The following is a 14,423-nucleotide window of genomic DNA, read 5'->3' as shown; positions in this document are numbered from 1 at the left end:
GTTCAAGTTGAAATTGGCAAAAAGAGTATCCGCATTAACACCGTCTGCAACACTTGCAATTACTGCAAAAGCGAAAGAGCTGAAAGCAGAAGGCCATGATGTCATCGGCCTCGGAGCAGGAGAACCGGATTTTAATACGCCTCAGCACATTATAGATGCCGCGGTGCGTTCCATGAATGAAGGCCACACAAAATATACGCCTTCAGGCGGTCTGCCGGCGCTGAAAGACAGTATCGCAAAAAAATTCAAAAACGATCAGGGGATTGAATATAAGCCGTCAGAAATCATTGTCTGCACCGGAGCGAAACACGCTCTGTATACATTATTTCAGGTCATTCTTGATGAAGGGGACGAAGTGATTATACCGACTCCTTACTGGGTCAGCTACCCTGAGCAGGTGAAACTGGCAGGGGGGCGTCCCGTCTATGCAGAAGGGCTGGAATCCAATCAGTTTAAAATTTCACCGGAGCAGCTGAAGCAGGCCATCACCGAGAAAACAAAAGCGCTCATTATCAATTCACCGAGCAACCCGACAGGTGTTATGTATACGAAAGAAGAGCTTGCGGAACTCGGAAAAGTGTGTCTGGAGCATGGCATTCTGATCGTTTCTGACGAGATTTATGAGAAGCTTACATACGGAGGAAAAAAACACGTCTCAATCGCACAGCTTTCAGATGAATTGAAAGAGCAGACGATCATCATTAACGGCGTGTCGAAATCTCACAGCATGACGGGCTGGAGGATCGGCTATGCGGCGGGTTCGGAGACGATTATTAAAGCGATGACGAGCCTTGCGAGCCACAGCACATCAAATCCGACGTCCATCGCTCAATACGGCGCTATTGCGGCCTATAACGGTCCGGCTGAGCCGCTGGAAGAGATGAGACAGGCATTTGAGCACAGACTGAACACCATTTACGCTCAGTTCAGTGAAATTCCCGGATTCACCTGTGTCAAGCCTGAAGGGGCGTTTTACTTGTTCCCTAACGCCAAAGCGGCCGCAGAAAACTGCGGATTCAAAGATGTCGATGAATACGTCAAGGCGCTTCTGGAAGAAGAAAAAGTCGCCATCGTGCCGGGCTCGGGCTTCGGCTCACCGGACAACGTCCGTTTATCTTACGCAACGTCACTTGATCTTTTAGAAGAAGCGGTCGAAAGAATCCGCCGCTTCACGGAAAAACACAGCTGATTCTGAAAAAGCGGCTTTTAAAGCCGCTTTTCACTTGCATTGACCCCGTTAGAGTAGAACGGGTATAATAAAGTGATGAAAAAAGAGATTCAGGCAGATTCCTGAATGTCTTTCTTGTTCTGGAGGGAAAGAGTTTGAAAACAACAATCAACCAAGTGTATAAACACACAGGCGAGGAAGTAACGATTGGAGCTTGGGTCGCTAATAAACGCTCAAGCGGTAAAATCGCATTTTTACAGCTGAGAGACGGTACCGGCTTCATTCAGGGAGTTGTCGTCAAAGCTGAAGTAGAAGAAGACATCTTCCAAATCGCGAAATCAGTGACGCAGGAAACGTCACTTTATGTAAAAGGAATTGTGAAAGAGGACGAGCGTTCACCGCTTGGCTATGAGCTTGCTGTTACATCCATTGAAGTCATTCACGAAGCGACTGATTATCCGATTACGCCTAAAGAGCACGGTACGGAATTCTTAATGGATCACAGACATTTATGGCTCCGTTCGAAACGCCAGCACGCAATTATGAAAATCCGCAACGAAATCATCCGTGCGACTTATGAATTTTTCAACAAAGAAGGCTTCGTGAAAGTTGATCCGCCGATTTTGACGGGAAGCGCTCCGGAAGGCACGACTGAGCTGTTCGCGACGAAATATTTTGATGAAGACGCCTTCTTGTCTCAAAGCGGCCAGCTGTATATGGAAGCAGCTGCAATGGCGCTCGGAAAAGTATTCTCTTTCGGACCGACGTTCAGAGCGGAAAAATCGAAAACGAAACGCCATCTCATCGAATTCTGGATGATTGAGCCTGAAATGGCATTTGTTGAATTTGAAGAAAACCTTGAAGTTCAGGAGAATTATGTTGCGTACATCGTACAAAGCGTGCTGGAACATTGTAAGATCGAGCTGAACACATTAGGAAGAGACACATCGAAGCTTGAACAAATCAAAGCGCCATTCCCGCGCATTACGTACGATAAAGCGATCGAATTCCTGAAAGAAAAAGGCTTTGACGATATTGAGTGGGGAGATGACTTCGGTGCGCCGCATGAAACAGCGATCGCAGAAAGCTATGACAAACCGGTGTTTATCACTCATTATCCGACGTCATTAAAACCGTTTTATATGCAGCCTGCCAAAGATCGTGACGATGTCGTGTTATGTGCCGACTTAATCGCTCCGGAAGGCTACGGGGAAATCATCGGCGGTTCAGAACGCGTTCATGATATGGATTTATTGGAAGAAAGATTAAAAGAACACGGTCTGGATTCAGATGCTTACAAATGGTATGCTGAACTCAGACAATACGGTTCTGTTCCGCACTCCGGCTTCGGCCTTGGACTTGAGCGGACAGTGGCTTGGATCAGCGGAGCGCCTCACGTGCGTGAAACGATTCCGTTCCCGAGACTTCTGAACCGTCTGTATCCGTAATAGTTATGAAAAACGAAGTCTCCTGCAAGGGAGACTTTTTCTAAGTAAAGGGGAAAGCTCCCGGAGATAACCTTTTACAGTAAGAGGTGTAAGGATGAAAAAACAGCAATTTATAGATATGCAGGAACTCGGCATTTCAAGCATTCCCAACCTGCTGCTGACACATTACCGGCAGCTTGGGCTGAATGAAACCGAATTGATCCTGCTTTTGAAGATTAAAATGCATTTGGAAAAAGGCTCTTATTTTCCGACGCCGTTTGAACTTCAATCAGGCATGTCCATCTCTGCTGAAGAATGTACAAGCTGCCTGAGAATGTTTATTCAAAAAGGTTTTCTGTTTATTGAAGAATGTGAAGACCATAACGGTATAAAGTTTGAAAAATATTCTCTGCAGCCGTTATGGGCGAAGCTGTATGATTACATGCAGCATTCACAAAACGAAACGCAGGAAAGAACGTCAGAAAGAGAACAAAAAAGCCTGTATACCATCTTTGAAGAAGAGTTCGGAAGACCGCTGTCGCCGCTTGAATGCGAGACGCTGGCCATATGGCAGGATCAGGATCAGCATGATGCGATTCTGATTAAACACGCCTTAAAAGAAGCCGTTTTATCGGGGAAACTCAGTTTTCGCTATATTGACCGGATTTTATTTGAATGGAAAAAGAACGGCTTCAAAACGGTTGAGCAGGCGAAGGCGCACAGCCAAAAATTCCGGCGTGTTCAAACGAAACAAAATGATCCGCAAAAAGAGTATACGAGGCAGGTGCCTTTTTACAATTGGCTGGAACAATAACATGAGAAGGGGAGAAACGTGTTAAATTTAAAGCAGATTGAATATTGTCTTGAAAAAATCGGCGATATGTTTCCGCACGCAGAATGTGAACTTGTCCATTCAAATCCTTTCGAATTGGTTGTGGCAGTCGCATTATCCGCGCAATGTACGGATGCTCTCGTCAACAGAGTGACAAAAACGCTATTTCAAAAATATAAACGGCCCGAAGATTATCTTGCCGTATCGCTGGAAGAACTCCAGCAGGATATTAAATCAATCGGCCTGTACCGTAATAAAGCCAAAAATATTCAAAAGCTGAGCAAAATGATCATCGAAGAGTACGGCGGAGAAGTGCCGAAAGACCGGGATGAGCTTGTGAATCTGCCGGGTGTCGGACGGAAAACGGCAAATGTGGTCGTGTCTGTTGCTTTCGGCGTACCTGCGATTGCAGTAGACACTCATGTGGAGCGGGTCTCTAAACGGCTCGGTATCTGCCGCTGGAAGGACTCTGTTTTGGAAGTAGAGAAAACATTAATGAAAAAAGTGCCGAAAGAGGATTGGTCTGTTACGCACCACAGATTAATATTTTTCGGCAGGTATCATTGTAAAGCGCAATCTCCCCGCTGTGCGGAATGTCCTTTGCTTCCGCTATGCAGAGAAGGGCAGAAGCGTGACAAAAAAGGGCTGGTGAAACGGTGACGGCGATTGACATTCTGGCAGGCTATGAAACATACCTGCGCAGCCTTACGGACTTGGAAAGCCACGAGATCAAAACGGCGCTGCGCCGCCATCCGCTGTATATGGATTTCAGCGGTCAGCCAACAGTGCAGCCATGGAGGGAAAGGGGCGAATATGTCCCGTTTCTGTTTCAGATTTGGAACGAAACGAAAGAAACGCTGCTTCCCGTTTTTCAAACAAGAAAATCGAGATGTGATCAAAATGACATGCTGAAGGGAATTGCCTGTCTGATTGCCGCTTTTCACTGGACGGCAGGGGAGCGGGTTACATCACTCGACTGGACTGTGCTTGAAACAAAACATTTTCCCGCCGAACCGATCAATTGGGCGGAGCGAATGGCGTTTATTTTAACGAAACCGACTCAATTTCACTCGTTTATTCAGCTTGATGAATTGATGACGGAGATGAAGAAGCAATATCATAAACATGAAGCCATGAACAAATGTTAAAAACCTCCTTTTCTCATAAGGAGGTTTTTTTGTATGAAAAAAATCCTTCACCTGTTTGAGGTGAAGGATTTCGTCCGCTAATGAGCGGAATTTGACTGGATGGTTGACGAATTGGACTGCCCGTTGATATTTGAAGATGAGTCTTGGTTTTTGTCCGTTTGACCGCTGTCAGGTTTATTTGTGCCGTCTGAACCGGAATCGGAATCATTATCAGAGCCGTTATCTTGCTGTCCGTTGTTATCCGTCCCGTTACCGGGCTGATTCTGATTGTTGTTATCCGTTTGATCCTTATCGGATTGATCCTGATTTTTATCTGAGTCATCAGTTGGTGTTTGATCCGATCCGTCTGACGTATCTGTTTGATTGTCATCTGTATTTGAATCATCGGTTTGCGTCTTGTCTTTATCTTTATCTTCATCAGACTTCTGTTCATCGTCAGTCGCTTTATCTTTATCTGCATCGTCTTCTTCATCTTTCGGGACTTTGAAAGATGCTGATGCCGTATCGCTTTTTCCGTCATCGTTTTCCGCTGTCACCTGGAAGCTGTATGTGGAGCCTGGTGTGACATCTGAGACGACGGCTTCTTTTGCCGAACTGTTTTGAATGTCACTGTAGCTTCCGCCGTCAACGGATTGTTTGACATTGAATGTTGCATCACCGTCATAATTCCAGCTTAAGGTTAATGATTTTTTATCTTTGTCGTATTTCACTTGCAATCCTGTCGGTTTATCGGCTTTTTCTTTCGTGTACGTTTTAGAAACGGCAGTTGGCTGCGTTCCTTTCACGAAGTACTCCGTCACTTTTTTATCATCCGGTGTATTCGGTCCGGCTAAAGCGGCAGGATTCGAGCCTTTCTCAACCGTTTCTTTGACGACGCTGTCAGGCTGCTTGAAGCTTCCTTTACCGTCATCAACGTATGAGATCAGCTTTTGGAAAATCCGTTTTGCGACTTGCTGGTCAGCAGAAGACAGTGATTTCTTACCTGCTTTGTTGCCAGACTCAACTCCGGTCCAAACCGCTGCTGTATATTGAGGGGTGTATCCGACAAACCATGAGTCTGGGACTCCGCCTTGTGCGATGTTATATTTTTGAATATCACCTTTAGTAAAGTTTGTCGTACCCGTTTTACCGGCGACTTCCACGTTCGGTACTTGAGCCAGTCTGCCTGTTCCTGACTGCACGACTGTTTTGAGCATATCAGTAATCATGAATGCCGTGTAATCGCTCATAGCACTTTTCGGTTTCGGTGTTAAATCAAGCTTAGTGCCGTCATTAAATTCAATCGATGTGACCGCATGCGGTTCATTGTACGTTCCGTTATTTCCGAAAGCGCTGTAGGCGCCCGCCATTGTCATAGTAGATACACCGCGGTTATCCTCACCAAATCCTCCGATCGAATAAGATTCGGTTACACTCTCTTTGTTTAATCCCAGTCCTAAGTCATTTGCAAAGTCGACGGCATTATCTTTACCGGCTGCTTGATATGCTTTCAGAGCCGGAATATTACGAGAGTCTGAGAGGGCCTCTCGCATTGATATCATATTTCTGTATTTATTGTCGTAGTCGTGAATCGGTGTGCCGTCAGAGTACGTATAAGCCGAATCATCAATCTGCTCATACGTCGACCATTTTTTATTTTCAATGACCGGGCCGTAATCCAGAATCGGTTTTATCGTTGAACCGGGCTGGGTTTTACCTTGTGTTGCATAATTGAATCCCCCGGCAGTTCTGTTCCTGCCTGCTCCGATGGCGCGGATTTCTCCGTTTGTCGTATCAAGGAGCGTGACGCCGCCCTGCATGCCTTCGGTAAATCCGGCTGTGTCGCCGTTCATCAATTGATCAAGATAATCTTGTGCTTTCGTATCAAGAGTCGTATAAATTTTCAGTCCGTCAGTTGAAATATCGACGTCTTTCTTTTCTTTTGTCTCAATTTCTTTCATAACTTCTTCGACAAAAGCGCTGTATTTATTTGTGTCCTTTTTATCGTATTCCTTTTGGCTGACGACGCCTTCATCTTTCATGGACACTTTCTTCGCTTTTTGGTATTCAGAATTTGAAATGAATCCTTGTTTTTCCATTAAGCTGAGAACGATGTTTCGGCGCTTTTCGGAAGCCTTCGGATTTTTAACCGGGTTATATCCGGTCGGGCTTTGCGGCATTCCGGCAAGCGTTGCCGCCTGTTCAACCGTAAGCTTGCTCAAGTCTTTTACGCCGAAAAATTCTTCAGCCGCTTTACCGACGCCATAGGCGCGCGGTGAGAAATAAATTCTGTTTAAATACATTTCTAAGATTTCATCTTTAGAATAATGGCGCTCCAGCTGCAGTGAAAGCCACACTTCCTGTGCTTTCCGTTTAATCGTTTTCTGATGGGTCAAAAGCGAGTTTTTCACAACCTGCTGGGTGATTGTGCTTCCTCCCTCTGAACCGAATCCATCCGTAAAGTTGGCGACCAAGGCGCCTCCGATCCGGATCGGGTCTATACCGTGGTGCTTATAAAAACGGGCGTCTTCAGTTGCGATAAATGCTTCTTTCACAACATCGGGTATATCCTTAATCGGGACGTAGGTTCGTTTTTCGCCGCCCACTTCCGCGATTTCTTTGCCGTTTTTATCGTAAATCGTTGAAGAGTAAGGCGTTTTCAGCTTTGCTTCGTCCAAAGAGGGCGCGCCGGAAACCAAAACGGCAAATGCCGCCGCTCCGCCGACTATGCCAAGGACAAACAGAATAACCAAGGACAGCACAATCTTTTTGAATAAACCGCCTTTACGCTGTTTCTTGCCTTTTTTCGGTGAAGAGGGCTTAGTGCTTTTCGTCTGCCTTGCCTTACGGCGTTCTTCACGGCTCATAAATTGATCTGACATAACATCTCAACCTTTCGTTTATCAACCTTTCGCTCAGTCTACTGTTCCTGCGAAAAATAAAGCTGTTCAATAATACTAATATAATCAATTCTCGGTGAGTATCCAAGGGAAATCGGAAAGGAAGCATCTTCTAATTCGTCTTTGCGAATCGATTTTCTGCCGTTCTTCTCCTTTCTGTCCCAAAAGACAAACAGCTTGTCGGCTTCGAGGAAATAAACCTTTCCGAAAGCGGATATAATAACAAAACAAATGCCGTCTTGCCTGACCACCTGCTTCATATGCTCAATCTGATGATCATGAAAATTCTGCAGGGGAAATGCCGTTTTGTTTTTTGTTTCTTTTGCCTCAAAATCAATGTAGCGTCCTTTATAAATGCCGTTGTAGTCAGTTGTTGAAGACTGTTTAAAATAAGCTTCCTTAATGACTGCGGCGCTTCTTTTCGGATAGTGGACGTTTACAATCTGGACGGGTGTCGGCTTTTTGTGAATGACAGCAATTTGGTTAGCCAGATAATACTTATTCGTTTCATTCAGGTCGTCTTCGAGGGTCATGCCGCGATTACTGTATGAATGGGTCCGTTTCTGGCTGTTTTGGGATGAAACCGTTTTGTTCGGCTGAAAAGTTTTTCCATTCGGGTACCGAATCACTTTTTCCATCCTCCTTATCAAACTAATAGTGACGGAAGTGAATGAACGTGCATAAACGACAGACCGTAACCGCCATTCTTCGCCTGATCGAAAAAGAGACAAAAATAAAAAATGCCGATAATATTTCCCGGACGAATGCCTATAAAGCATATTATGACCGCCATCCTGAGATCAAGTGGCCGCTTTTAGCATCCTTTGTGTCCCGCAATGCGGGCTGGTCGATGACTGATCTAAGAGGCATCCTTTATCAGGAGGGTCTTGACAGCAGTCAGAAAAACTGGTTTTTCCTTTCGTATGAAAGGGCGAATTGGCTGATTTTTTCTGATGCCTATCCTCAGCTTCTGGTCTACCAGTGGTCAAAACAAATCGGCGAACCTCTTTTCCGTCATCTTCCTCATTTCCGCGTCTCGGCTTTTATGCAGGAAGAATGGTTCCGCTTTTGGCGTGACGGAGATACGGAACGGCTCATGTATGCTCTTATTATAAATGAACAAAACACTATCCAAGCACCTATTATACAAAATCCTTCGTTTAAAAAGAATGTTTTTGGCACGATTCCTTTTTATTTAAGTGATTGGTTTCACTTTAATACGGTGGTATTCCCTTCATGTGACGGACATTTATACGGAATTTCCGTCAAACGGTTTTCGAAAACCGAAGAAAGAATTACGCTCGGGAAACAGCTGGCCCGCCTTCTGTTCAGTCCTGATCTGCACGCTTCTTTTTACCGTTTTCTTGATACCGTTCCTCATACCGGTTCGCGCTTTGATATGGAGAAAATGATCGGCATCAAAAAAAGAACATCACCGATGCTGAGGACAACCTATCCCATTGTTGCCCACCCATTAGACGGCGCAAGGGCGGATTGGTTTCAAAAAAGGTTAAGAAAAGGGGCTTTCTTACAGGAGAAAATGCCGAAACAGCTTGAACTGACGGACTGGTACTTCCAGAAAAGACGGGAGCTCCATGCGCTCTTCGCGGTGAAAGAGTGGCTGAAGAAATGAAAAAGCCCGAAACCGTTCGCTGGGGTTTCGGGCTGCTGATGTGTTACGTGGAAGGGCGGTTTGGGCCGCCTAATTTTTTATCAAGCGTATCAGTCGTTTTTGCTTCGGTTTTTTGCTGTTTACCTGCATTTTTCGGTCTCGTTTTCATACGGCACCTCCTCAACTGTATCGTTTGCATTAACGTGCCGGTTCATACAAAGTTTGCGGCACTTTTTTGTCGAAAGGCACGCCTTTTAGGATAATCTCTGTTTGTTTGCCGAACTGCTTCTAGTTTTGTCATGTGCAGAGGAGAGCGGTATGAAAACGAGAATTATATTCTAAAGAGACGCAAGTGATAAAAGGGAGGAACATGAATGTCTGTTTACACGAGCAAGGCTGATATTCTCCGTCTGCTTTCTGATATTGAAATCCGGATTTCTGCTGCTGAAAAAACGCTTACCCAAGCAGTCAGATCCTGTCAGGCGGAAGCTGAAGAAATCAGACAGGAGAAACTTTCCCGCCTTGAGGAAGAGGCGCGGGAGCTTCATGTTTGTATTGATGACCTGTTTTTGGCTGACCGGCGTAAAAAGGATTTGCCGAGAGCCTGCCGGATCAGCTGATTTTATGCAAAAACTTTGGTACCATATGTACTGAGGTGAGTCCGTTTGCAGACACAGTCGTTATTGGAGCTGACAGAACTAATGATAGAGGCGGTTCTTGAAGCCGAAAAAAGATATCAGGATGGAAAAGAGTCCGGCCGTTCATATGATTTTTTTGAGATTATTAAACCCGATGTTGAAAAAAGAGACCGGTTTTGCGCGCTTTGGACTAAAGCAGCGCTTGCGTTTATTCAGGAAAACCGTCCGAAATACGTTCATCACGCACAAATTCAGGCCGTTACAGAAAATTTCGGAGAGCTGATGCTCCAATCATATGTTCATCATATTCATAAAAAAAGATACAGGGATTTAACTGAATCTGTTTTATATACGCTTCGTATATTAAGGGATGAAATTGAAAAAGAAGGCAGCTGAAAACGGCTGCCTTCTTTTATATAAAGGGGTCGGGTATGTTATTCATACGCCGGGTTTTCTGCTCCACTTGCTTCGAGAACCTTCATACTGTTTCGAAATTCGGTTGCGGTGAGATGGCCTTGAATATAGAGGAATTTTGCAAAGTCCATCAGTTTATCTGCACAATCTGTTTCATATTTTTTCACTTCAGCAAAACGCTTTCTTAAGTATGATACGTTCATAATGGTGCATCCCCTCTCATGTATGTTGAGATTATGGTAACATAACGATTCGACTTTTTTCTGTTTTTAAAAAATTAAGACTTTCGACAGCATTTGACAAAGATCAGAATCTCCGAAAGCACATAACCAAGGCGGAATTCATACATATATAGCAGAAACTTAGTGAGAGACAAGGGGGAATGTCATATGCAATGGAGAGCGCAGCCCTATCAAAATATGTACCAGCAGCCGGCGGGATATTTCTACCCGCAGCAGATACAGCCGCTGCAGCAGCCGAGTCCGCAGCAGATACAGCCATTACAACAGCCGAGTCCGCAACAGATACAGCCATTGCAGCCGCCGCCATATCAACAGCAAGGGCAGTACCCGCAGCAATTTTATCCGAATCAGGAATACGGTCATATGCAGCAGCCGTTTGCTCCCCCTCCTCCTCAGGCAGCCATGCCCGGGGGGCAGCCGGGGTTTGTGAATCCTTACCCTGTTCCCAGACCGAATCAGCAGCAGTCTTCCCAATTCTCAGGCATACTCTCCCAGTTTAAAAAAACGAACGGACAGTTTGACTTTAATAAAATGATGGATACAACGGGGCAGATGGTAAGCGCCGTAAATCAGGTCGGATCGCTGGTGAAAGGCCTCACCAGTATCTTCAAATAAAAAGCATGAATGATGGACATCATTCATGCTTATTTTTTAGGGAAAAAGAGGGTAAGCGTCTGTTCATTCCAGGATGTTTCCATATCTTCTTCACTCACCTTATACGGGAGGACAACGGTTCTTGTCATGCTTGAAGACACATGGGATGAATGAGCCTGTTTATGATCGTAGCGGATTGTAACGTGAAGGTAGCACCCTTTCGTTTCCACCAGCATATCCCCGTTACGGAACGTCTCGGGAACGCTGATATCAACCGCGAGGCCCGTCGGCTCTTCTCTGACGTCAATCGTCACTTGCGCTTCAGTAAAAGCCGAATTGACAAGGTGCTGAAAACCCTGCATCAATTCTGCGAAGGGACCTGAGTGAAAAAATTGGTCCATCGCATGGCTGATGATGTCCTCATTTCTTTGCGGATCAAGTTTATCGTTTTGTGATTGATCCATATGACCACCGCCTTTTTACAAACAGACTATGCGATGTTATGCCGTATGGTTAAGAATTGAAGGAAAAAAGAAAGTATGGTTAAATAGTGGAGAATAAACTGGTAACGGATTCACATTTAGGAAGGGGAGCACAACACATTGCTGAAAAAATTATTCGGATTGGGAGACAGCCGGAAAAAGCCGGCCGAAGAAGTGATTTTTTCTCCGGCTGACGGAGCGGTGATGGATTTGGCTTCAGTGCCGGATCCTGTATTTTCACAAAAAATGATGGGGGACGGGATCGCCGTCGAGCCTGCAAACGGAGACATTGTTTCACCGGTTGAGGGTGAAGTGATTCAGCTGTTTCATACAAAACATGCTGTCGGCATCCGCACCCTTTCCGGAGCGGAACTTTTGATACATGTCGGTTTGGACACCGTCAATATGAACGGCGAAGGCTTTGAAGCGCATGTAAAAGAAGGCGACAAAGTGAAAACAGGCGATCTGCTTTTAACGTGCCGGCTGGATTTAATAAAAGAAAAAGCAAGCAGCACCGTCATCCCTATGGTGATTATGAATGGCGATGCCGCAGAACCTTTGCAATTTGCAGGCGCAAATGAAGCGAAAAAAGGACAAACAGAGCTTTTTACGATAAAAATGAAGTAGGCAGGGGCTGATTCCCTGCTTTTTTTCTTGTGCAGGATTTTCATCTAGCCAGGCAAACAAATATTCGGTAAACTGTACCTCATAAAGAGGTGTGAACGATGAAGAAAAAATCATTGAGCGAACTGATACAGGAATTAAAAAATCATGAAAATATTGTGCATTGGCATGAAGAGGAACCGCGGGAGGCGAAAACCATGCCGATGCCGGAGCAAGTAGATCCGAAAATTCAGGCGGCTCTCGAAAAGAGGGGGATCGAGCGGCTCTTTACACATCAATACTCCGCTTTTCAGACGGTTCAAAACGGAGAAAGCATTGTGGCTGTTACACCGACGGCCTCCGGAAAAACACTGTGCTATAATCTTCCGGTTCTTCAGTCTATCGCGGAAGATGCCTCAAGCCGCGCGCTTTATTTATTTCCGACAAAGGCGCTCGCACAGGATCAAAAAAGCGAGCTGAACGAAATCATAGACGAGACGGGCATGGACATTAAAAGCTTCACCTATGACGGAGATACGTCCCCGGCCATCAGGCAGAAAGTCAGAAAAGCCGGGCATATTGTGATCACAAATCCCGATATGCTTCATTCAGCCATTCTTCCCCACCATACAAAATGGGTGAGTCTGTTTGAAAACCTGAAATATATCGTCATTGATGAATTACATACGTACCGCGGCGTATTCGGCAGCCATGTGGCGAACGTCATCCGCCGTTTAATGAGAATCTGCGCTTTTTACGGAAGCACGCCGTCATTTATCTGTACATCCGCCACAATCGCCAATCCGAGGGAACTGGCGGAGCAGCTGACGGGAAAATCAGTGCGCCTGATTGACGATAACGGCGCTCCGGCCGGAAGAAAGCACTTTGCTTTTTACAATCCTCCGATTGTAAATAAACCGCTGCATATTCGAAAAAGCGCCACCGTGGAAGTGAACGAACTTGCCAAAACTTTTTTAAAAAATAAGATCCAGACGATTGTTTTTGCCAGAAGCCGTGTCCGGGTTGAAATTATTTTAAGCCACATTCAGGAGATCGTAAAAAAAGAAATCGGCGCGAAGTCTGTCAGAGGTTATCGCGGCGGATATCTTCCGAAAGAAAGAAGAGAAATAGAGCGGGGGTTAAGAGACGGCAGCATTCTCGGCGTTGTCAGCACAAACGCCCTGGAGCTCGGCGTTGATATCGGCCAGCTTCAGGTCTGCGTGATGACGGGGTACCCGGGCAGTGTCGCGAGCGCATGGCAGCAGGCGGGCCGGGCCGGGCGGCGGCAGGGAGAGGCGCTTATCGTGATGGTGGCGAACTCTGATCCGATTGACCAATATATTGTGCGCCATCCTGATTATTTCTTTAAACGCTCGCCTGAATCTGCAAGGATTAATCCTGATAATCTCATTATATTGGTCGATCACCTGAAATGCGCTGCGTATGAGCTGCCTTTCAGAGCCGATGAAACATTCGGAGAAAATGATGCAAGAGATATTCTCGAGTATTTAGAAGAAGAAGGGGTGCTTCACGAAAACCGCGAACGCTATCACTGGGCGAGCGAATCTTTTCCCGCCTCCAACATCAGTCTCCGTTCGGCGTCACAGGAAAACGTGGTCATCGTTGACCGGTCAGAGACGGCTGATGTAAAAATCATCGGAGAAATGGACCGCTTCAGCGCGATGACGCTTCTTCATGATGAAGCGATTTATCTTCATGAAGGGGTGCAGTATCAGGTTGAAAAGCTTGATTGGGATCATAAAAAAGCGTACGTGCGAAAGGTCGATGTCGAATATTATACAGATGCCAATTTAGCGGTGCAGCTGAAAGTGCTGGACATTGACAGAACGGACAGCAGAAAGAAAACGGCCTTACATTTCGGCGATGTAACCGTGAACGCACTTCCGACAATATTTAAAAAAATTAAAATGACGACATTTGAAAATATAGGATCAGGGCCGATTCATCTTCCAGAAGAAGAACTGCATACCAGTGCTGCCTGGCTTGAATTGAAAGAGACGGATTCGGAGATCGGCGAAAAAACGCTTGAACAGCTGCTTTTAGGCATTGCCCACGTCCTGCAGCATATCGTGCCTGTATACGTCATGTGCGACCGAAATGACGTGCATGTCGTGCCGCAAATCAAAGCCGCACATACCGGACTTCCGACAATCTTTCTGTATGATCATTATCCGGGCGGAATCGGACTTGCTGATGAAGTATATAAGCGATTTGATGAAATCAATGAAGGGGCTGAGCGCCTGATCAGACAATGTCCATGTCAAGACGGATGTCCTTCCTGCATCGGCTCCGAAATAGAAGGAATAGATGCAAAGAAAGCGATACTCCGGCTCTTGAATTACGTGTAAAAGAAAAGGGGGACG

Annotated in this window: 16 protein-coding genes; 11 read left to right on the top strand and 5 right to left on the bottom strand. The window is 45.6% G+C overall.

The window, feature by feature from the left end:
- Nucleotides 1-7 precede the first annotated feature (7 nt).
- The 5 genes from NYE50_RS12485 to NYE50_RS12465 all read left to right on the top strand — a co-directional run bounded on the left by NYE50_RS12485 (nt 8) and on the right by NYE50_RS12465 (nt 4,575).
- Entirely contained in the window at nt 8-1,189 is a 1,182-nt protein-coding gene (locus NYE50_RS12485) for a pyridoxal phosphate-dependent aminotransferase (protein ID WP_014418237.1), read from the top strand.
- A gap of 134 nt (nt 1,190-1,323) precedes the next feature.
- Nucleotides 1,324-2,616, top strand: a complete 1,293-nt coding sequence (gene asnS / locus NYE50_RS12480; RefSeq protein ID WP_003153515.1) for an asparagine--tRNA ligase — start codon at nt 1,324-1,326, stop codon at nt 2,614-2,616.
- Nucleotides 2,617-2,710: 94 nt separating this feature from the next.
- Nucleotides 2,711-3,409, top strand: coding sequence for a DNA replication protein DnaD (dnaD, locus tag NYE50_RS12475; protein ID WP_003153516.1), 699 nt, complete (start codon nt 2,711-2,713; stop codon nt 3,407-3,409).
- 18 nt (nt 3,410-3,427) lie between these two features.
- Nucleotides 3,428-4,087, top strand: coding sequence for an endonuclease III (gene nth, locus NYE50_RS12470; RefSeq protein WP_007612187.1), 660 nt, complete (start codon nt 3,428-3,430; stop codon nt 4,085-4,087).
- A complete protein-coding gene (locus NYE50_RS12465) occupies nt 4,084-4,575 on the top strand; it encodes a YpoC family protein (protein WP_022553044.1) in 492 nt (163 codons plus the stop codon). The genes nth and NYE50_RS12465 overlap by 4 nt, the downstream gene beginning before the upstream one ends.
- Nucleotides 4,576-4,652: 77 nt before the next feature.
- On the opposite strand, the gene NYE50_RS12460 is transcribed toward NYE50_RS12465, so the two are convergent.
- Both NYE50_RS12460 and recU read right to left on the bottom strand, forming a co-directional pair.
- Nucleotides 4,653-7,436, bottom strand: a complete 2,784-nt coding sequence (locus NYE50_RS12460; protein WP_172869559.1) for a PBP1A family penicillin-binding protein — start codon at nt 7,434-7,436, stop codon at nt 4,653-4,655.
- Between the two features lie 38 nt (nt 7,437-7,474).
- Complete coding sequence (recU, locus tag NYE50_RS12455; protein ID WP_014418235.1) at nt 7,475-8,083, bottom strand: Holliday junction resolvase RecU; 609 nt, start codon at nt 8,081-8,083, stop codon at nt 7,475-7,477.
- 41 nt (nt 8,084-8,124) lie between these two features.
- On the opposite strand from recU, the gene NYE50_RS12450 reads away from it, so the two are divergent.
- On the top strand, nt 8,125-9,087 hold the full coding sequence (locus NYE50_RS12450; RefSeq protein WP_031304204.1) for a DUF2515 domain-containing protein: 963 nt from the start codon (nt 8,125-8,127) through the stop codon (nt 9,085-9,087).
- A 43-nt stretch (nt 9,088-9,130) separates the two neighbouring features.
- Here the strand turns inward: NYE50_RS12450 and sspM are convergent, their stop codons facing one another.
- On the bottom strand, nt 9,131-9,235 hold the full coding sequence (gene sspM, locus NYE50_RS12445) for an acid-soluble spore protein SspM (RefSeq protein ID WP_003153525.1): 105 nt from the start codon (nt 9,233-9,235) through the stop codon (nt 9,131-9,133).
- A gap of 205 nt (nt 9,236-9,440) precedes the next feature.
- On the opposite strand from sspM, the gene NYE50_RS12440 reads away from it, so the two are divergent.
- Together NYE50_RS12440 and NYE50_RS12435 are read left to right on the top strand one after the other, a co-directional pair.
- Nucleotides 9,441-9,686, top strand: a complete 246-nt coding sequence (locus NYE50_RS12440) for a DUF5446 family protein (protein ID WP_014418233.1) — start codon at nt 9,441-9,443, stop codon at nt 9,684-9,686.
- Between the two features lie 45 nt (nt 9,687-9,731).
- The gene (locus NYE50_RS12435) at nt 9,732-10,100 is read left to right on the top strand and encodes a YppE family protein (protein ID WP_159354305.1); all 369 of its coding nucleotides are present in this window, start codon (nt 9,732-9,734) and stop codon (nt 10,098-10,100) included.
- Nucleotides 10,101-10,138: 38 nt separating this feature from the next.
- Here the strand turns inward: NYE50_RS12435 and NYE50_RS12430 are convergent, their stop codons facing one another.
- The gene (locus tag NYE50_RS12430) at nt 10,139-10,321 is read right to left on the bottom strand and encodes a YppF family protein (protein WP_003153532.1); all 183 of its coding nucleotides are present in this window, start codon (nt 10,319-10,321) and stop codon (nt 10,139-10,141) included.
- Nucleotides 10,322-10,507: 186 nt separating this feature from the next.
- Here NYE50_RS12430 and NYE50_RS12425 point away from each other — a divergent pair, with 186 nt between their 5' ends.
- Nucleotides 10,508-10,975, top strand: a complete 468-nt coding sequence (locus NYE50_RS12425; RefSeq protein WP_159354303.1) for a YppG family protein — start codon at nt 10,508-10,510, stop codon at nt 10,973-10,975.
- A 29-nt stretch (nt 10,976-11,004) separates the two neighbouring features.
- On the opposite strand, the gene NYE50_RS12420 is transcribed toward NYE50_RS12425, so the two are convergent.
- Nucleotides 11,005-11,418: an Hsp20/alpha crystallin family protein gene (locus NYE50_RS12420; RefSeq protein WP_159354302.1), complete on the bottom strand. Its 414-nt coding sequence runs from the start codon at nt 11,416-11,418 to the stop codon at nt 11,005-11,007.
- A gap of 138 nt (nt 11,419-11,556) precedes the next feature.
- Here NYE50_RS12420 and NYE50_RS12415 point away from each other — a divergent pair, with 138 nt between their 5' ends.
- Together NYE50_RS12415 and NYE50_RS12410 are read left to right on the top strand one after the other, a co-directional pair.
- Complete coding sequence (locus NYE50_RS12415; protein WP_012117833.1) at nt 11,557-12,063, top strand: PTS sugar transporter subunit IIA; 507 nt, start codon at nt 11,557-11,559, stop codon at nt 12,061-12,063.
- 98 nt (nt 12,064-12,161) lie between these two features.
- Complete coding sequence (locus NYE50_RS12410; RefSeq protein ID WP_138092514.1) at nt 12,162-14,408, top strand: DEAD/DEAH box helicase; 2,247 nt, start codon at nt 12,162-12,164, stop codon at nt 14,406-14,408.
- Nucleotides 14,409-14,423: the final 15 nt, after the last annotated feature.

Source organism: Bacillus sp. EU55 (assembly GCF_038005925.1).
GTDB classification, from domain to species: Bacteria; Bacillota; Bacilli; order Bacillales; family Bacillaceae; genus Bacillus; species Bacillus velezensis.
Note: the sequence above shows the minus strand (reverse complement) of the source record. Positions and strands in the feature narration are given on the sequence as shown.